This is a genomic window from Roseateles aquatilis (assembly GCF_002205645.1).
Taxonomy (GTDB): domain Bacteria; phylum Pseudomonadota; class Gammaproteobacteria; order Burkholderiales; family Burkholderiaceae_C; genus Roseateles; species Roseateles aquatilis.
On record NZ_NIOF01000001.1, the window covers coordinates 1,116,473 to 1,134,657 of the forward strand.

Consider the following 18,185-nt stretch of genomic DNA (forward strand, 5'->3'; position numbering starts at 1 on the left):
CTTGCAAACGCTTGCAGCGTCACAGGCACATCGGTTGCTACCGTGACGGCATGCAGATCCAGGCCCTAGACCCCCACAGCCCCGCCGCGATGTCCCTGCTGGCGCAGTCGGACGCGTACATGGCGGCCCTCTATCCCAGCGAGAGCAACCACCTCGAAGACCCTCACTCGCTCGCCCAGCCGCAGGTGCGCTTCATCGGCGTGTGGCTCGCGGAGTGGTTGGCGGCGTGCGGCGCGGTGAAGGTCGTCGACGATGACGACGGCCCGTATGGCGAGATCAAGCGGGTGTTCGTTCAGCCACAGTTCAGGGGACGCGGGCTGTCCAAGGTCCTGATGGAGGAGCTGGAGGCCCACCTCCGGGCGCAGGGCATCGACCTGGTGCGCCTGGAGACGGGCGTGCACCAGCCCGAGGCGCTGAAGCTTTACGAAACGCTGGGTTACGACCGCCGCTCGCCGTTCGGGCGCTATGCCGAGGATCCGCTGTCCGTTTTCATGGAAAAGCGTCTGACGGCGGACTGATCGGGCCCTCCCCCGAAGCCGGCCGGAGGTCGGCGGCGCGCCACGCCTGCGATGCCTACGCGCATCGCGCCGATGCGCCTGTCCCCTGCTCAGGTTCCCTTGTCCGGGGGAGTCTCATGCGGGTCGAGCGGCCTTACCGTCACGACGTCGCACCATCGAGACGTGCTTCCGCGCGGGCGCTTGCCCGGCGCGCCCCGGAGTCTGCCCGATGTCCCGCTCGTCCCTTCACACCCCCAGGCTCGCCTCGATCGAGGCCGCCCGCGCGTTCGCCGCGCTGGCGGTGGTGCTGATGCACACGACGCACCTGATGCGGGTGCCGCAGTTCTCGGGCGAGGTGGCGCTCGGTGGGATCTTCGACTTCGGTTATGTCGGCGTCGATTTCTTCTTCGTGCTGAGCGGTTTCATCATCACCTACGTCCACCACGCGGACCTGGGCGGTGGCGCCTCGCGTTGCCCTGGCTACCTGTGGAAACGCTTCGTGCGCGTCTTCCCGATCTACTGGACGGTGCTGGCGATGAGCGCGGGCCCGTCGATGCTGGCGCGGCTGTTGAGCGGCCGGCACCCGGTGTCGGAACTGGGCGCCGACGACATCCCCGGCACGCTGCTGCTCTGGATCGGCGGCAACGCGCCGGAGTACGTCGGCGTCGCGTGGTCGCTGCAGTACGAGGTGCTGTTCTACCTGAGCTTCTGCGTGCTGCTGCTGCATCTGCGCGCCGGACTGGCGCTCTACGGCCTGTGGGCGGCGCTGGTGGTGGCCCAGGCCTTCGGCGCGCTGCCGGGCGTGCTGCCGCTGCGCCTGGGCGATCCGCATTGCCTGCAATTCCTGTTGGGGGTCGCGACCGGATTGCTGGCGCGGCGCGTGGCGCTGCCGGCGATGCGCTGGCAATGGCCGGTGGTGATCGGTGCGCTGGTCGCGGCCGTGGCGTATGAACGGCTGGGGCCGCAGGCCGCTCACGGGTTCGGCGGACGCGTCGCGCTGGGACTGGCTTCGGCGGCGGTGCTGGGCACCCTGGTCGCGATGGAACAACGCCGACCGGTGCGGGTGCCGGCGCCGCTGGTGCAGTTGGGGGCGGTGTCCTATTCGCTGTACCTGGGACACTGCCTCTTGATCAACATCACGTTGACGCTGCTGGTCAAGGCCGGGGTGTATCACGCGCTGCCACAGGTGGCGGTGTTCGTGATCGCGGTGGTCGCAGCCGTGGGGGGCTGCTGGTTGATCGGGCGGTGGATCGAGCTGCCCATGGTCGCCAGGTTGCGTCGGCGGCGGACGCCGCGGGCGGTGGCCGTGCCCAACGCCGCGGCTTGAGCAGGCCTGCCCCCTCCTTCGACTTCGCGGCGCCAGGCGCGGGCTCCCTCATCCTCGCGGCGCCGGCGCGAACTCCCTGGACCTCGCGACGCCAGGCGCGGGCTCTCCACGGGGCGAGGGGGCTCCCTCCTGGACCCCCTCGCCCCATTCCGGCCCCAGCCACAGTCATGGACTGCGTGCATGCGATCAACCTGGCCGAATCAGGCAGCGAGGCCTGCCGATACGCATCGGACCTGGACCCGTCGAAGGTCGAAGGTCCGAGGGCTTGGGGCTTGGGGCTTGGGGCTTGGGGCTGGGACGGGAACTACTCGTCGTTGTCGCCGCTGCCGCCGGACTGCTCGTTGCGTTTCTCGGCCTGCTTCAGCAGCGGAGCTTCGAGCGACTGCATGCCGTCGATGAAGCTGTCGACCGGCTTGGGCGTGGCGATGCGCAGCACGGGCGGCGCCAGGGTGGCCATGTAGTTGGGGCCTAGCCAGTACTGCTGCTCGGTGCGCCGGCCAACGGTCAGCACGACGCCGACGATCGCCATCGCGCCGATGCCCACCGCCAGTCGCCGCGAGGCGCGCGGCCAGACCACCGTGGCATGCCACCACAGCAGCAGCGCGGCGCCGATGGGCATCGTCAATGCTTCCACCGACAGCAGTCGCGGCAGGTTGAAGGCATAGGCCATCAGCGGCAGCGCCAGGCCGATCAGTTGCATCGCCACCGTCGCGACCAGCGCGCGCCACAGGTGCGCGCCGAAGGCGAACCAGTGCCGGAACACCTGCGTGACCAGCGCCCACAACGCGGCCCAGATCAGCGCCACGCCGATGGGCGCGAGCATCGCGCTGACGGTGTCGACCCAGGTGGCCGAGCCGTCGCTGCCGGCCCAGTTGGTGGCCAGCATCATGAGCACCCAGACCGCCAGCAGCGCGGGCAGGGCCCAGTGCGGGCGCGCGTCGCGGCGCACCGGCTCGTCGTGGCGCAACAGCGGCTTCTCGGCCGGCAGCGGATCGAGCGAGGTCCGCAGCCGCAGCCGCGTCGCGCCGATCTGCAGCAGCGCCGCCGACGGCCAGGCGTGGCGCGAGCCGGCGGCAAGCCGGCGCCCGTCCAGCCAAGCGCCGTTGTGGCTGGGCAGCAGTTCCAGGGTCGGGGTGTCGTCCTGCCAGTGCAGCAGCGCATGCGCGCCGGCCAGGTGCGGGTCGGACAGCACCAGATCGCTCTCGGGCGAGCGGCCGATGCGCACCGGCCAGGCGCGGACCTTGTGCGTTTCCCGGCAATGACCGTCCCGGTCGACGATCTCGATTACCGCGGCGTGGTCCATGCGAATCCTTGCAGATAGTGACGCGTCAGCCGGGTGGCATTGGCGAAGCTGACGCCGCGGGCGTCGAAGCGGCCCAGCGCGCCCTCGGTGGACGAGTCCACGTTGGTCACCAGCACCGTCAGGTCAAAGAGTCCTTCAAGCTTGCGGTAGGCCCGCAGGCAGGCGACGGCGCGCAGCGGCGGGCCGTCCTTCTGCTGGACGAAGTCCTCGCGACAGTACGGCGCGGTGCGGTCGCGGTCGGGGCCGCCCAGGCGCTCGTTGCGGAAGCTGCCCGAGTAGATGTTGGCGAAGCGCACGGCGCCCAGCTTGCTGCCGTCGTAGACCTCCTCCGTGACGCCGAAGTAGCCGGTCTGCAGCGATTCGCTGATGAACAGCGCGTGCTCCATCCGGCATTGCGTACGCTGCATCTGCAGGCCCTGCGCGTCGGCCGGCGTGCCGCTGCCCCAGCAGCGCATGTATTGCTCCTGCGGGATCGGGAAGCGGTAGCGCGGATGCGGCAGCGTGCGCCACGGCTGGGCCAGGAAGTTGCGCGACAGCTCCTCCTGGTAGGCCATCAACTGCCCGCGCAGCTTGGGCCACGCCGCCCCCTTGAGCGGCGCGGCGTCGCGGCTGCGCGCCAGCAGCGCCGCCGCGTGCGCGGCCGGCACCAGGAAGCTCATCTGCTGCGCGAAGATCATCGTCGAGACGTTGATGCCGACGATCTCGCCGTCCTCGTCCAGCACCGGGCCGCCGCTCATGCCGGGGTTGATGGCGCCGGAGTAGTAGATCAGCGGATCGAAGCTGCGCTCCACCAGGCCGTTGTAGGTGCCCTCGACGACGGCGAAGGCCACGTCGTGCGGGTTGCCCATCGAGTAGATGCGCTCGCCCTTGGCCAGCGGCTGGTCGAGCTTGCGGAAGACCAGCGGCGCCGCGGTCATGCGCCGCGTGGTGTCGGAAGCCGCGGCATTGGCGGCCGGCGCGGACACCCCGCCCTGGGGCGCGGCCGCCTTGCCACCTCCGGCGATGCGCAGCAACGCCAGATCGCGCCGCGCATCGAAGTCCAGCAACTCCAGGTCACCGCCCTCGCCGTCCGGCGTCGCGTACTGCAGGCGATAGCGGTCAGGCTCCAGCGCGAACTGGCTGACGACGTGATAGTTCGTGATGACGTGGCCCTCGGCGCTGACGACGAAGCCCGACCCCACCGAGGCCTGGCTGCCGTTGGAGAGCGTGCGGACCTGCAGCAGCTGCGCGCGGCTGCGGTCGTAGAGGCGCCGGGCGCTGGCCGAGACCGGCGCGGTCGCGAGGGCCTGACTGGCCGCCGCGCCGGGCACCGGCAGACCGGGAGCAAGGCCGGGCAGGACCGCGGGCGGGCCCGGCCGGGGCGCCGGCATCGGCGCGGGTGTCGGTGCCTGGACCGGCGCCTGCTTGGGCGCCGTCGGCTGGAGGGTCGGCGCGGCGGGGCCGGACGCGGGACGCGTCTGGGCGCCGACCGGCAGGCCGAGCGCTGCGATCAGCAGCAGCCCCGCCCCGGCGGCGGACCGCGCATGGGTGATGAATTTTCGCGACAACGCTGGTGTCTCCCGAGGAAGGGCGAGATGAGTCGGAAAGCGTCGGGCACACGGCCCGTCCGGGCCCGGCCCGACGTCGCATGCTAGCGGCTTTGAGGCAAGCCCCAGCCAATCGATGCAGGTCGGCCGCCAGTTACTGCTGCTGAGGACGCTCGCCAGCGGGCGGCTCCTCGGGCGCGGCGCCCTTGATGGGGCGTTTGTCGCCAGGCCAGGCACCGAACAGCGGCAATGGCATCCGCACCGGCGTCACGTCGAGGTAAAGGTTGACCACGGTGTAGTCCTCGGGGCCGAGCTCGTCGGTGCTCCAGCCCACGCTGCCGGGGCCCTTGTAGAGCCGGAACAGGAACCCCAGGTCGGCCAGCGAGTCGCCCGCCTTGGGCGCGGCCTCGAAGCTCAGGCCGCGGACCTCGGGCTGGACGCTGTCGATCAGGATGGACATCGCGGTCGAGATCGTCGAGTCCCCCAGCATGTCCGTGTAGAACTGCGGCAGCGTGTAGTACGGCTTGTAGTCGGGTGCGCCGGGCTCCAGCTTCTGGCCGCGCAGCTTCACCGCCGACGGCGTCACGCCGCGGGTGGCCAGGTTCATGCGGTCGCCGTGGTCGAGGTAGGTCAGCTTGGCCTGCTTGAGGTTGAACACGCCGAGCGCCCGATCGCTGGACGCCTCGCTCAGGTCGACCAGCAGCGCGCCCTTGTGGCCGACGATCTCGACCTCGTCGCCGCGGATCACCGCGGCGGAGTTCTCGTCGACGCCCAGGCCGAGCTGGTAGCCCTTGGCCAGCATCAACGGCACCATGCGGCCGAAACGGCCACGCTTGAGGAAATGCTGGTCGACGAACAGCTTGGGCCCGACGAAACCCAGCCCGCGGTCGATCTGCTTGCCCTCCTCCCACTTGCCCTTGAGGATGCTGATGACGCTGGGCGCGTCGCGGAACATCACCGTGCTCATGATCGCCGCGCCGGCCGAGGTGCCGGCCACCACGCCGCCGCGCCGGTAGACGTCCCAGATGGCGTCGAGCATGGGCGTCGGGCGGCCTTCGGGATACAGCACGTCGACGATGCGCTCCTGCGAGCCGCCGGTGAAGAAGATGCCCTTGGCGCCGCGGACCTTGGCGATCAGCGCGGCATCGCGGACGACCTTGTTGAGGTCCACCCATGAGAACTTCGGCGCCACGGGCAGCGCCTCGGCGATCGCGCCGCGGCGCTGCAACTGCTCGACGACCTGCTTGGCGCTGGCCTCCGGATCCTCGGCCGCGGTGCCGAAGACCACGAAGCGCGCGCCACGGCCGCCGGCCAGCGCGATGAGCCGGTTCCAGACCTCGTCGTTGTCGGCCTTGAGCGCACCGCCGATGGCCATCGCGTGGCCTTTGATGGGGACATCCGCCGCGGGGCCGGGTGTTGCCTGGGCGGCCGCGGAGGCCGGCGCGGCGGATGTCGGCGCGACCAGGGCCGGCACGGTCACGGCCGGCGCGGCGACGGGCCTCACCGCGGGCGGCTGGGCCTTGGGCGATGGATTGGCCGCCTGCGACGGCAGCACCATGGCCGCGAGGAACAACGTGGCCGCCACGCGGCGACACGGGAAAGGAAGCAGGCGTTCGATCATCGGCGGAGCCTCGAACCGCGGACCAGCGGCATTGCATGACGAATGGACGTCGGGATCTGAAGTCGGGTATCGACGTCAGGCGTCGACGTCAGGAATGAGAGTGAACGTCGCGCGAAGGCAAGGGGCCGCACGACGATAGCCGTTGCAGGGTGTCATGCGGTGACCACCGGTGACAGGCAGTTGTATCGGCACGACTGGACAGGAACACCCTCTAGGCTCGTGACGGCCTGCTCCCTAGACTGGCCCGACAGAGCCATCGCCATCGGCCACAAGGGAGCCACGTCATGCCCGTCCGTCCCCGCATTCCGCGAGCGTCTCGTATCGTCGCGCAGGCCCCCGCCTCGCGGCGTCCGCCGCTGAAATCGGCGACCGCCCTCGCCTGCCTGATCGCGGTCTGCGGCGGGGTCCGGGCTCAGCAGTCGCCGCCGCCCGCGTCGCCTGAACAGGCGGCGTCCGCGCCCGCCGCCACGCCGCAGAAACTGCAGCGGGTGCAGATCACCGGGTCCGCCATCAAGCGCATCGCCGACGAGGGCGCGCTGCCGGTGCAGGTGCTGACCCGCGCCGACATCACCAAGGCCGGCGTCACCACCGCGGCCGAGCTGATGGCCACCGTCTCGGCGCTCAGCAACAGCCTCACAGACGGCGTCAGCATCGGCACCGGCGGCTTCCGCGACCAGATGGGCTTCAACTCCGCCAACCTGCGCGGGCTGGGCACGTCGTCGACGCTGGTGCTGCTGAACGGCCGGCGCATGGCCAACTTCGCGTCCCCCGGGGACGACAACGGCGTCGACCTCAACAACATCCCCGCCGCGGCGATCGAGCGCGTCGAGGTGCTGCTCGACGGTGCCTCCGCGCTCTACGGTACCGACGCGATCGGCGGCGTCATCAACTTCATCACCCGCAAGGACTACCAGGGCGTGCAGCTCGACGTCTACGGCGGCGTCAGCGGCGAAGGCGGCGCGGGCAAGCGCACCGCGTCGATCGCGGCCGGGCATGGGGACCTCGAACGCGACGGCTTCAACGTGATGGGGGTGCTGGACTTCCAGAAGACCGGCGCGCTGCGGACCTCGCAGCGCGACTTCATCTCCGACCTGCGCATTCCGGAGCGGCTGCCGCACCTGCTGTCGTCGGCGGGTTTTCCCGGCAACATCCGGCTGGGCGGCGACCAGCTCGACTACCTGCAATCGCAGGGCTTCCAGCTCAACGGCAAGCCGATCACGAGCCGCAACATCAACCTGAGCATCCCGAACTGCCAGCCGCCGCACACGCTCTACCTGCCCGCCGGCATCGGCGGCGTCGACGGTTGCACCTACGACTACATGCGCGACCTGGAGCTCTATCCGAAGACGGACAAGGGCAGCTTCCTGGGCCGCGGCGTGTTCAGGATCAACGACGCGCACCAGGCCTTCATCGAGGCCTCGTACACGCGCAGCAAGAGCTGGTACGTGGGCACCAGCAACCGCATCGATGCCGACCTCGACGTCTCGCTGATCCCGGCGCTGGCGGCGACAGGGCTGGGTGCCGCGCTGCCGGACGACCGGCTGATCACCGTGCGCACCCGCATGCTGGAGGCCGGCCCGCGCGCCAGCGAGCTCGTCAGCACCGGCAGCCGCGTCGTCGTCGGCATGACCGGCACGATCGGCGCGTGGGACTACGACTGGGGCTACAACCACAGCACCAACCGCGTGTCCGATCGCGACGTGCGCGGCTACCTGCCCTACGACGAGACGCTGCAGGCCTACGCGGACGGGATCCTGAATCCGTTCGGCCCGTCGAGCGCGGCGGGACTGGCCTTCCTGCGGGACAAGAACATCGACCAGGAGGTGCGTCGCGCGCGGGGCACGATGGACAGCCTCGACGTCAAGGCCACGCGCAGCCTGATGAAGCTCGGCGGCGGGGACCTGGCGATCGCGCTGGGCGCGGAGTTGCGGCGCGAGAAGTCCGATTCGGCGGCGAGCGACCTGCTGATCTCGGACAACATCCTCGGCGACCCGACGCCCGGGGATGCGCAGTTCACCAACAACTCGCGCAAGGTCTGGGCGGCCTATGGAGAGCTGCTGGCGCCGCTGACCAAGGAATGGGAGCTGCAGTTCGCGGTGCGCCATGACCACTACCAGCAGGTCGGATCGACGACCAATCCGAAGATCGGCCTGCGTTATGCGCCGATGAACAACCTGACCTTCCGCGCGTCCGCCGGCACCGGGTTCCGCGCGCCGTCGATGAACGACCTGTACCGCTCGGTGAAGGTCAGCGAGACCGCGACGCTGCCCGATCCGGTCTGCATGCGGGAGAACGACAACGACCTCGGGTTCTGCGCCAACAACTGGGAGACGCGGACCTACGCGAACCCCAACCTGAAGCCCGAGAAGTCGCGCCAATTCTCGATCGGCGTGCTGGCCGACCCGTCACCCGAGTGGAGCATGGGACTCGACTACTGGTACATCGAGAAGCGCAACCTGATCAGCACCCTCGGCGACGACGTGATCCTCGCCAACCTCGACAAGTACGAGCCGCTGGTCCATCGCTACAACGAGAACGAAGGACTGCCGGGCTGCGCGTACGACCCGTCGGACTCCGAGATCTGCTTCATCGAACTGCGCAAGGAGAACCGCGGCAAGCAGAAGGCCTCGGGTCTGGACATGACGCTGCAGTACCGCTCGGCGGGGACGGACTGGGGACGCTTCGGCGTGAAGCTGGTGGGGACGCTCACGCTGAGTTCCAAGAAGCAACCCGGCGACGGGGATCCGTACATCAGCAACCTCGGCCGCTTCGTCACCGACGGCGTGGTGCAGCGCTGGCGCCATCGGCTCAACGTCGACTGGTCGAAGGGGCCGTGGAGCGTGAACCTCGCCAACACCTTCTACAGCGGCTACGACGATCAGAACTCGGCGATCGACACCAACACCGGCAGCATCGTCGGGAAAAACAAAGTCAAGGCGTATTCGCTGTGGGACCTGTCGGGGGGATGGGAAGCGACCCAGGCGCTGACCGTCCGCGCGGGGGTGAAGAACCTGTTCGACACGGCGCCGCCGTTCTCGAACCAGGCCTACTTCTTCATCTCGGGATATGACCCGAGCTATACCGATCCGCGGGGACGGTTCTTCTACCTGTCGGCGTCGTATCGGTTCAAGTGAACGGCCGCCGTTGGGTGGCCCTCTGCGTTGCATGCTTCGAGGGACCGCCTGCCTGCATCGTGCGGCCCTGCATCGTGCGGCGCGTTGGCCGCCAGGTCATGGGGCCCCGGCCTGCGCCGAAACCCCACGCCCTGCCGTCCCCCATCACTGTCGCACTGCGTCGGTTTTGCTACCGAGGCCTGCGGCGGTTGCCGTTGGGGACCTCAGGCGAGCTCAGGCCAGCTTCCAGTGCATCACTTCGCCACCACGTAGCGGCTTGAGCTGCGCGGCCTCGCCGAAGGGCACGGCCTCGGGCAGCGTCCAGTCGGTCTTGGTCAGCGTGACTCGGGCCGTGTTGCGCGGCAGGCCGTAGAAGTCGGCGCCGTTGAAGCTGGCGAAGGCCTCGAGCTTGTCGAGCGCGTTCGCGACCTCGAATGCCTCGGCATACAGCTCGATCGCGGACAGCGCGGTGAAGCAACCGGCGCCGCACACCGAGTTCTCCTTCATCACCGACGCATGTGGCGCGCTGTCGGTGCCGAGGAAGAACCTGGGGCTGCCCGAGGTCGCCGCCCGGATCAGCGCGAGGCGGTGCTCCTCGCGCTTGAGCACCGGCAGGCAGTAATAGTGAGGACGCAGTCCACCCATGAAGATGGCGTTGCGGTTGTAGAGCAGATGCTGCGGCGTCACCGTCGCGCCGGTGAAGCGGTCGGCGTCGGTGACGTACTGCGCCGCTTCCTTCGTCGTGATGTGCTCGAAGACGACCTTCAGCTCGGGGAAGTCCTTGCGCAGCGGACGCATCACGCGATCGATGAAGAAGGCCTCGCGGTCGAAGACATCGACGTCGCCATCGGTCACCTCGCCATGCACCAGCAGCAGCAGCCCGGCCTTTTGCATCGCCTCCAGCGTCGCGTAGGTCTTGCGGATGTCGGTGACGCCGGCATCGCTGTTGGTCGTCGCGCCGGCCGGGTACAGCTTCAGCGCGACGACGCCGGCGGCCTTCGCGGCGGCGATGTCCTCCGGGCGGGTGCGGTCCGTCAGGTACAGCGTCATCAGCGGCTCGAAGTCCACGCCCGCGGGCACGGCGGCGAGGATGCGCTCGCGGTAGGCCAGCGCCTGCTCCGCCGTCGTGATCGGCGGCTTCAGGTTGGGCATCGCGATCGCGCGGGCGAACTGCCGCGCGGTGTATGGGACGACGCTCTGCAGGGCGGCACCGTCGCGCAGGTGCACGTGCCAGTCGTCGGGGCGGATCAGGGAGAGGGTGGCGCTCATGGGGCGGGATTGTCGCATCGCCCCTCCGGCGCCTGGGCAACACCGTCGCGGTGGACAGGCCCGGCGGCGGTTTCGATCGCACCGGCGGCGAGGATCCGGGACACCGTCGGCGCGGCGCTCCGCGCAGACGCCGCCGAGCCCGCGGGCGGAAAGCGATAGGCGGAGATGATGCTCGGCACTTGCGAAAAGAGCGCCAGCAGTCCCAGGGCGCTCGCCACGAGCCATTGCGTTGACGTCAATGAGTGTCTCAGGCCCTCCACCTCTCCCTTGAGGCCGTCGATCTGCCCTTTGATCCCGTCGATCTGCCCCTTGATGCCAGTGATCTCGCCTTCCACCTTTCCTAAGCGCTCCACCATGTCGCCGCGGAACGTGGCCAGGTCCGATCGCAACATCGCCCACTCCGCCCGCATCTGCTGCAGGAGTGCGTCGTTCTTCGCGTCGTGCTCGGCGCGCGTCAGGACGTCGTCGCCCGATCGCCGCCCCCGTCGCCTCGGACCGGCCTTGGTCAAGCGACGAACCTTGTGCCATGTGCTCATGAACCATCCCTCCATGCCACGTGATGACGATGGGCGCCCCGACCGGCGGGCGGATTCCCGCACTGCGCGCAGCTCACCTCGTGCGACTTGCCACACACCACCGTGCAACATCGATCGCAGCGAAAACATCGATTGTTGGGACCCCGCCCGGGCTCGTCACTGACCTGCACCTGGCGTCTTTTCGCGATTCATGCCGTGGCCGGATGACACCCCGGCAAGGGCCCGGAAAGCAGAAGGCCCGCAGCTTGCGATGCGGGCCTTCTGGATCCGGTGGCTCGGTGCCCCGAGCCGTCGCCTCAATGCTGCAGGATCTTCGCCAGGAAGTCCTTGGCGCGCGGCGAGCGCGCATCGGCGTTGTCGAAGAACTCGTCCTTGGCGCAGTCCTCGATGATCTTGCCGGCGTCCATGAAGATCACGCGGTTGCTGACCTTGCGGGCGAAACCCATCTCGTGCGTCACGCACATCATGGTCATGCCTTCGTTGGCCAGGCCCACCATCACGTCGAGCACCTCGCCGACCATCTCGGGATCGAGCGCCGAGGTCGGCTCGTCGAACAGCATCACGATCGGGTCCATCGACAGCGCCCGGGCGATCGCCACGCGCTGCTGCTGGCCGCCCGACAGCTGGCCCGGGAACTTGTCCTTGTGGGCCGTCAGGCCGACGCGCTCCAGCATCTTCAGGCCGCGCGCCTTGGCGTCGGTCATGTTGCGCCCCAGCACCTTCACCTGCGCCAGCGTCAGGTTCTCCGTCACCGACAGGTGGGGGAACAGCTCGAAATGCTGGAACACCATGCCCACGCGCGAACGCAGTTTGGGCAGGTTGGTCTTGGGGTCGGTCAGGCTGGTGCCGTCCACCACGATGTCACCCGCCTGGATGGGCTCCAGCGCGTTGACGGTCTTGATCAGCGTGGACTTGCCCGAACCGGACGGGCCGCACACCACCACGACCTCGCCCTTCTTGATGGTCGTGGAGCAATCGGTCAGCACCTGGAAGGGGCCGTACCACTTGGAAACGTTCTTGATGTCGATCATGGCGAGCGGACCTCAGCGAATGATGGCGATCTTCTTCTGCAGCCGGCGGACCAGCATGGACAGGCTGAAGCAGATGACGAAGTACACGGCGGCGGCGACCAGATAGGTCTCGACCGGACGGTTGAAGTTCTTGCCGGCGACCTCGAAGCCCTTGAGCAGGTCGTAGGCGCCGATGGCGTAGACCAGCGACGTGTCCTGGAACAGCACGATGGTCTGCGTCAGCAGCACCGGCAGCATGTTCCGGAACGCCTGCGGCAGCACCACCAGCGTCATGGTCTGGCGGTAGCTCATGCCCAGCGCCTGGCCCGCGAAGACCTGACCCTTGGACACCGACTGAATGCCGGCGCGCATGATCTCGGAGTAGTAGGTCGCCTCGAACAGCGTGAAGGTGATCAGCGCGGTCTTCTCCGCGCCCAGCGGCCCCAGCAGGTAAGGGATCAGCAGGAAGAACCACAGGATCACCATCACCAGCGGGATCGAGCGCAGCGTGTCGACATAGATCGCCGCCGGCTTCTCCAGCCACCACTTGCCCGACAGGCGCATCAGCGCCAGCACCGTGCCCAGCACGATGCCACCCACCATGGCCGAGAGCGTCAGCTGGATCGAGAACCACAGGCCCTTGGCCACGAAGGCCGACAGCACGTCCCAGGTGAGGAAGGAAAAATCGAGATGGATCATGTCACTTCGCCCCCAGGATGCCGGGCACCCGCACGTAGGCCTCGATCAGCTTCGCGATGCGATTGATCAGGAACGCGGACACGAAGTACAGCAGCGTCACCGGCAGGAAGATCTGCACGAAGCTCGACTGCTCCGAAGCCTGCAGCGCGAATTGCGCCAGGTCGGGAATGCTCACCGCGAAGGCCACCGCCGAGTTCTTGACGATGTTCATGCTCTCGCTGGTCAGCGGCGGAATGACGATGCGGAACGCCATCGGCAGCAGCACGTGGCGATAGGTCTGCGGCAGCGTCAGGCCCAGCGCCTGGCCGGCGTAGCGCTGGCCCTTGGGCAGCGTCAGGATACCGGCCTTGACCTGCTCGGCGATCCGCGCCGACGTGAACAGGCCGATCGCCAGCACCACCAGCACGCTCGACGGCACGCCCTGCAGCACCGGGAAAATCTGCGGCACCACGTGGTACCAGAGGAACAGCTGGACGATCAGCGGAATGTTGCGGAAGACCTCCGTCCAGGTCTCCCCGAACAAGGCCACCTTCTTGTTCGGCACTGTCCGCAGGATGCCGATCAGCGAGCCCACGATCAGCGCCACCAGCAGGCCCAGGATCGAGACGGTCATCGTCCAGCCCCAGGCGTGGACCATCGCGTCCAGGTAAGTCTCGTAACCGGGGGCGCCGAAACACTTCGGCGCGGCTTCCTCGGTCACCATGTCTGTGCAGTACAGCTGCCAATCCCAACTCGGCATGGCGTGCTCCATCCATCAATGCCAAGGGCCGCCCCACATGCCGCGGCCCCCTTGTCGCGGGCTGTCCGGACGCATCCGGCGACACCCGCGAGTTTCGCGATCCGGCGACCTTTGCGACAAGGCGCCCCAGGGGGCGCCTTGCGCATCGGCCGTCGCGCTTACTTCTTCGCGTATTCCTCGACGGGCTTGTCGTTCGGATTCGCCCAGGCGTCCTTGGTCGCCGCGGTGGCCGGCAGGCCGACCTTGGTGTTGGCCGGGGGGATCGGCTGGACGAACCACTTGTCGTACAGCTTGGCGATCTCGCCGGACTTCATCAGCGCCTTGATGCTGTCGTCCACGGACTTCTTGAAGGCCGGATCGTCCTTGCGGATCATGATCGCGATCGGCTCGACCGACAGCACTTCGCCGACGATCTTGAAGTCGGCCGGGGCCTTGGACTTGGCGATGTTGCCGGCCAGGATCTGGCCGTCCATCACGAAGGCGTCGGCACGGCCCGACTCCAGCAGCAGGAAGCTGTCGGCGTGGTCCTTGCCCAGCACTTCCTTGAAGTCCACGCCGTTGGCGCGCTCGTGCTTGCGCAGCAGCTGGACGGAGGTGGTGCCGGTGGTCGTCGCGACGGTCTTGCCGTTCAGTTGCGCGATCGAGGTGATGCCGGAATTGGCCTTCACCGCGATGCGCACTTCCTCGACGTAGGTCGTGACGGCGAAGGCCACGTCCTTCTGGCGCGTCAGGTTGTTGGTGGTGGACCCGCACTCGATGTCCACGGTGCCGTTCTGCACCAGCGGCACACGGTTCTGCGAGGTCACCGGCAGGTACTTGATGTCCAGCTTGGCCAGGCCCAGCTGCTTCTGCACGTCGGCCAGCACGCGCTGGCAGATCTCGACGTGGTAACCGACGTACTTGCCGTCGCCGAGCGTGTAGGACAGCGCGCCCGAGGACTCGCGCACGCCCATGGTCACGCTGCCCGTGTCCTTGATCTTCTTGAGCGTGTCGGCCTGCGCCACGCCAACCAACGCCGCGCCAAGGGCCAGGACTAGCAATGCCTTCTTCATAGATGCTCCTGCGGTTTCGGATTCAGATCCGGATTCAGATTCGAGAGGTCGTTCAACAACGTCGTTCAACCGGCGAAGCAGACCATGTCCGGCCGCCTCGCTGGGTAGGGAGTATTACCCATCTCAAAGTGTTGCGTGGCTTAGGTATGCAGGTTTCATGCCCGACTCTGCTCTGCATGAGTCAGGAAGTTCCACAGCGCCTGGGCCACCGGCTTGACGCGCCGGGAAGTCCCCTGACGTTCGCGGTACATGCGCAGTTCCATGGTGAGCTCGTACTGGCCGGGCTCGGAGGCGCGGACCAGCCGGCGCCCCTTCACTTCCTTCTTCACCGAGCTGGCCGGCAGGAAGGCCAGGCCGTGTCCTTCCAGCGCCATCGCCTTGAGGCTTTCGGCCATGTCGGTCTCGAAGACCGACTCGAAGTTGAGCGGCTGGGCCGCGCCCTTGACGATCAGCTCGACCAGCCGGCCCAGGTAGGCCCCCGACGCGTAGCTGAGGAAGGGGATCTTGTGGCCGGGGTGTCCGGTGATGCGGAACATCGGCGCGCCGGTCGGGTCGGCCTTCGCGTAGGCGGCCAGGGTCTCGTGGCCGAGCGACACCGACTCATACCGCTCCGGGTCGAGCTGCAGCGGCTGGCTGGGGTGGTGATAGACGACCAGCAGGTCGCAGTTGCCCTCGCTGAGCTGCAGGGTCGCGTCGTGCACGTTGAGCGCGTTGAGGCGGCACTTCACTTCCCCGAAGCGCTGGCGCAGTTCCATCAGCCAGTGCGGGAAGAAGCTGAACGACAGCGAGTGCGGGACGGCGAACTCGATCATGTCCTGGCCCGCCGACTGATGGCTGCGCAGCATGTTGCGCGTCGCCTGCAGGTTGCCGAGCAGGTCGACGGCCTGGCCGAGCAGCGTCTCGCCGGCCGCGGTGAGCCGCGTCGGATACGAGGAGCGATCGACCAGGTCGACGCCGGCCCAGGCTTCGAGCGCCTGGATGCGGCGCGAGAACGCCGGCTGCGTGACATGGCGCAGTTGCGCCGAGCGGGAGAAGCTGCGCGTCTCCGCCAGACTCACGAAGTCTTCAAGCCATTTGGTTTCCACGGCGGCGGAGTTTATCCGGGGCTTGAAACCGCGTGTTCCTGACCATCCTGCTGCAAGGCCCACATCTGCGCGTAACGCCCGCGCAGCGCCAGCAGCTCGGCATGCCGTCCGCGCTCGACGATGCGGCCCTGTTCCATCACCAGGATCTCGTGCGCATCGACCACCGTCGACAGCCGGTGCGCGATGACCAGCACCGTCTTGTCCTGCGCCGCGGCCTCCAGCTCGGCCTGGATGGCGCGCTCGTTGCGCGAGTCCAGCGCCGAGGTCGCCTCGTCGAAGATCAGGATCGGCGGGTTCTTCAGCAGCGTGCGCGCGATCGCCACGCGCTGCTTCTCGCCGCCGGAGAGCTTCAGTCCGCGCTCGCCCACCATCGTTTGATACCCCTGCGGCAGGGCGACGATGAAGTCGTGGATGTGCGCGGCGCGGGCCGCCGCCTCGATCTCTTCGGTCGAGGCCTCGGCGCGGCCGTAGCCGATGTTGTAGGCGATCGTGTCGTTGAACAGCACCGTGTCCTGCGGCACGATGCCGATCGCGCGGCGCAGGCTGTGCTGGGTGACGTCGGACAGCGCCTGCCCGTCCACCGTGACGCGGCCGGTGCCGACGTCGTAGAAGCGGTACAGCAGCCGCGCCAGCGTGCTCTTGCCGGACCCGCTCGGGCCGACCACGGCGACCTTGCGGCCCGCGGGGATCTCCAGGCTCACGCCCTTGAGGATGGGCCGCTGCGGCTCGTAGGCGAAGTGGACGTCCTCGAAACGCACCGCGGCGCCCGTCACCCGTAGCGGCAACGCGCCGGGCGCGTCGGCGACCTCGCGCTCGCGGGCGAGCAGCACGAACATCTTGTCCAGGTCGGTCAGGCTCTGCTTGATCTCGCGGTAGATCACGCCCAGGAAGTTCAGCGGGATGTAGAGCTGGATCATGAAGGCGTTGATCATGACCAGGTCGCCCAGGCTCATGTGGCCGGCGACCACGCCCTGCGTCGCGCGCCACAGCATCGCCACCAGCGCGAACGCGATGATCAACTGCTGCCCGGTGTTGAGCAGCGACAGCGTGCGCTGCGCCTTCAGTTGCGCGCGGCGCATCTGCTCCAGGCTCTGGTCGTAGCGGGCAGCCTCGAAGTCCTCGTTGTTGAAGTACTTCACCGTCTCGTAGTTCAGCAGCGAGTCGATCGCCTTGCTGTGCGCGATCGAGTCGAGCTCGTTGAGCTGCCGCCGGAACTGCGTGCGCCACTCCGTCATCCACACGGTGAAGCCGATGTAGAAGACCAACGCCGCGCCGGTGATCCACGCGAACAGCACGTCGAACTTCACCGCCAGCAGGGCCAGCACCATCACGACTTCGACCAGCGTGGGGAAGATGCTGTAGAGCGAATAGGAGATGAGCGCATGAACCGCGCGCGTGCCGCGCTCGATGTCGCGGGTCATGCCGCCGGTCTGGCGCTCCAGGTGGAAGCGCAGGCTCAGGTCGTGCAGATGGCGGAAGACCTGCAGCGAAATGCTGCGCGACGCGCCCTCCGTCGCCTTGGCGAAGATCAGCTCGCGCGCCTCGGTGAACAGCGAGGTGCACAGCCGCAGCGCCCCGTAGGCGACCAGCAGGCCCACCGGCACCACCATCAGCGCCTGCGCGCCGCCGGGCGGGATGTCCAGGCTGTCGACCAGCTTCTTCAGCAGCACCGGGACGGCGACATTGGCCATCTTGGCGCCGATCATGAAGGCCAGCGCGAAACCGACGCGCCAGCGGTAGCGCCAGAAGTACGGCAGCAGCCGGGCGACGGTGTGCCAGTCGCCGCGCTTGTCCGGGGTGGGGGTCATGGAGGGAGTCGGCGCGGCGGTGCCGGCGAGTGTGGAACGGCGCATGAAGGGGATCGGTCGTGTGCTCTGGCGCGTGCTGGACGACAATCGGTCATTGTCACCTTTTGCCGATCATGAGCGACTCCACCGCCTCCAATGCCCCCGCGCCCGCCGCACCGTCCGCCGCGCCCTTGACCCTGCCGCCCGAGACGATCGGTCCGCGCGAACTGGTGATGCGCGTCATGCCCATGCCGGCCGACGCGAACGGCAACGGCGACATCTTCGGCGGCTGGATCATGGCGCAGGTCGACCTGGCCGGCTCGGTGCTGCCGCTGCGCATCTCGCGCGGCCGCGTCGCGACGGTGGCGGTCAACGAGTTCATCTTCAAGCAGCCGGTGTCCATCGGCGACCTGCTCAGCTTCTATGCGCAGGTCACCCGCATCGGCCGCACGTCGATCACGGTGCACGTCGAGGTCTTCGCGGAGCGCAACCCGGCCAATCCGCATGTGGTCAAGGTCACCGAGGCCAACCTGACCTACGTCGCGATCGATCGCGAAGGCAAGTCGCGCGCCTTCGCGCAGCAGCCCTGAGCGTCCCGGACGCCCGCCCGGCGGGCGTCCG

General features: G+C 68.2%; 15 protein-coding genes. 4 read left to right on the forward strand and 11 right to left on the reverse strand.

Annotated features, from left to right (window positions below):
- The first annotated feature begins 50 nt into the window (after positions 1-50).
- Positions 51-518 carry a GNAT family N-acetyltransferase gene (locus tag CDN99_RS04790; protein ID WP_088383002.1) on the forward strand — a complete coding sequence of 156 codons (468 nt, stop codon included), beginning with the start codon at positions 51-53 and terminating at the stop codon, positions 516-518.
- Between the two features lie 208 nt (positions 519-726).
- Positions 727-1,824: an acyltransferase family protein gene (locus CDN99_RS04795; RefSeq protein WP_088383004.1), complete on the forward strand. Its 1,098-nt coding sequence runs from the start codon at positions 727-729 to the stop codon at positions 1,822-1,824.
- 304 nt (positions 1,825-2,128) lie between these two features.
- On the opposite strand, the gene CDN99_RS04800 is transcribed toward CDN99_RS04795, so the two are convergent.
- The 3 genes from CDN99_RS04800 to CDN99_RS04810 all read right to left on the reverse strand — a co-directional run bounded on the left by CDN99_RS04800 (position 2,129) and on the right by CDN99_RS04810 (position 6,274).
- Entirely contained in the window at positions 2,129-3,127 is a 999-nt protein-coding gene (locus CDN99_RS04800; protein WP_088383006.1) for an FHA domain-containing protein, read from the reverse strand.
- The gene (locus CDN99_RS04805) at positions 3,109-4,674 is read right to left on the reverse strand and encodes a S1 family peptidase (protein WP_088383008.1); all 1,566 of its coding nucleotides are present in this window, start codon (positions 4,672-4,674) and stop codon (positions 3,109-3,111) included. The genes CDN99_RS04800 and CDN99_RS04805 overlap by 19 nt, the downstream gene beginning before the upstream one ends.
- 133 nt (positions 4,675-4,807) lie before the next feature.
- Positions 4,808-6,274: a cyanophycinase gene (locus CDN99_RS04810; protein WP_088383010.1), complete on the reverse strand. Its 1,467-nt coding sequence runs from the start codon at positions 6,272-6,274 to the stop codon at positions 4,808-4,810.
- A 284-nt stretch (positions 6,275-6,558) separates the two neighbouring features.
- Here CDN99_RS04810 and CDN99_RS04815 point away from each other — a divergent pair, with 284 nt between their 5' ends.
- Entirely contained in the window at positions 6,559-9,408 is a 2,850-nt protein-coding gene (locus tag CDN99_RS04815; protein WP_088383012.1) for a TonB-dependent receptor, read from the forward strand.
- A gap of 213 nt (positions 9,409-9,621) precedes the next feature.
- Here the strand turns inward: CDN99_RS04815 and pyrC are convergent, their stop codons facing one another.
- The 8 genes from pyrC to CDN99_RS04855 all read right to left on the reverse strand — a co-directional run bounded on the left by pyrC (position 9,622) and on the right by CDN99_RS04855 (position 17,630).
- Positions 9,622-10,656 (reverse strand): dihydroorotase, encoded by a 1,035-nt coding sequence (gene pyrC / locus CDN99_RS04820; protein WP_088383014.1) that lies wholly within the window; start codon positions 10,654-10,656, stop codon positions 9,622-9,624.
- The gene (locus CDN99_RS04825) at positions 10,653-11,192 is read right to left on the reverse strand and encodes a hypothetical protein (RefSeq protein WP_088383016.1); all 540 of its coding nucleotides are present in this window, start codon (positions 11,190-11,192) and stop codon (positions 10,653-10,655) included. The genes pyrC and CDN99_RS04825 overlap by 4 nt, the downstream gene beginning before the upstream one ends.
- Positions 11,193-11,488: 296 nt before the next feature.
- Positions 11,489-12,223 (reverse strand): amino acid ABC transporter ATP-binding protein, encoded by a 735-nt coding sequence (locus CDN99_RS04830; protein ID WP_088383018.1) that lies wholly within the window; start codon positions 12,221-12,223, stop codon positions 11,489-11,491.
- 12 nt (positions 12,224-12,235) lie between these two features.
- Positions 12,236-12,901 (reverse strand): amino acid ABC transporter permease, encoded by a 666-nt coding sequence (locus CDN99_RS04835; RefSeq protein ID WP_193531677.1) that lies wholly within the window; start codon positions 12,899-12,901, stop codon positions 12,236-12,238.
- 1 nt (position 12,902) lies between these two features.
- Positions 12,903-13,640, reverse strand: a complete 738-nt coding sequence (locus tag CDN99_RS04840) for an amino acid ABC transporter permease (protein WP_088383020.1) — start codon at positions 13,638-13,640, stop codon at positions 12,903-12,905.
- Positions 13,641-13,798: 158 nt separating this feature from the next.
- Entirely contained in the window at positions 13,799-14,692 is an 894-nt protein-coding gene (locus CDN99_RS04845) for an amino acid ABC transporter substrate-binding protein (protein ID WP_088383022.1), read from the reverse strand.
- Positions 14,693-14,847: 155 nt separating this feature from the next.
- Positions 14,848-15,777 carry a LysR substrate-binding domain-containing protein gene (locus CDN99_RS04850; protein ID WP_088383024.1) on the reverse strand — a complete coding sequence of 310 codons (930 nt, stop codon included), beginning with the start codon at positions 15,775-15,777 and terminating at the stop codon, positions 14,848-14,850.
- Positions 15,778-15,788: 11 nt separating this feature from the next.
- A complete protein-coding gene (locus CDN99_RS04855) occupies positions 15,789-17,630 on the reverse strand; it encodes an ABCB family ABC transporter ATP-binding protein/permease (RefSeq protein WP_088383026.1) in 1,842 nt (613 codons plus the stop codon).
- Between the two features lie 68 nt (positions 17,631-17,698).
- Between CDN99_RS04855 and CDN99_RS04860 the strand changes: the two genes are divergently transcribed.
- Complete coding sequence (locus CDN99_RS04860) at positions 17,699-18,154, forward strand: acyl-CoA thioesterase (protein ID WP_088383432.1); 456 nt, start codon at positions 17,699-17,701, stop codon at positions 18,152-18,154.
- The last annotated feature ends 31 nt before the right edge of the window (positions 18,155-18,185 follow it).